The 577-nt window shown below is 69.8% G+C and carries 1 protein-coding gene; it reads left to right on the plus strand.

The annotated features are described in order from the left end of the window. Window positions 1-577 (plus strand): beta-ketoacyl synthase N-terminal-like domain-containing protein (locus IEY73_RS32965; protein ID WP_189083253.1); only part of this gene is annotated, 577 nt, incomplete at both ends.

Below are 577 nucleotides of genomic sequence, written 5' to 3' on the forward strand. Positions count from 1 at the left end.
GTGGACACCGCCTGTTCCTCGTCGCTGGTGGCGATGCATCTGGCGGCGCAAGCCTTGCGGGCGGGGGAGTGCACCCTCGCCCTGGCCGGCGGTGTCACCGTGATGTCCACCCCGACCACGTTCATCGAGTTCTCCCGCCAGGGTGGCCTGTCCCCGGACGGGCGATGCAAGCCGTACGCCGACGCGGCCGACGGGGTCGGCTGGGCCGAAGGCGTCGGCATGCTGGTGCTGGAACGCCTGTCGGACGCGCGTCGGCATGGGCATGAGGTGCTCGCGGTGGTGCGCGGGTCGGCGATCAACCAGGACGGGGCGTCGAACGGGCTGACCGCCCCGAACGGGCCGTCACAGCAGCGGGTCATCCGCGCCGCGCTCGCCAGCGGTCGACTGTCCACGTCGGACGTCGATGTCGTCGAGGGCCACGGCACGGGTACGACGTTGGGTGATCCGATTGAGGCGCAGGCGTTGCTGGCGACGTACGGGCGGGATCGTTCCGGGGATCGTCCGTTGTTGTTGGGGTCGGTGAAGTCGAACATCGGGCATACGCAGGCGGCTGCGGGTGTGGCTGGTGTGATCAAGA

The sequence above is a fragment of the Mangrovihabitans endophyticus genome, assembly GCF_014646155.1.
Lineage (GTDB): Bacteria > Actinomycetota > Actinomycetes > Mycobacteriales > Micromonosporaceae > Actinoplanes > Actinoplanes endophyticus.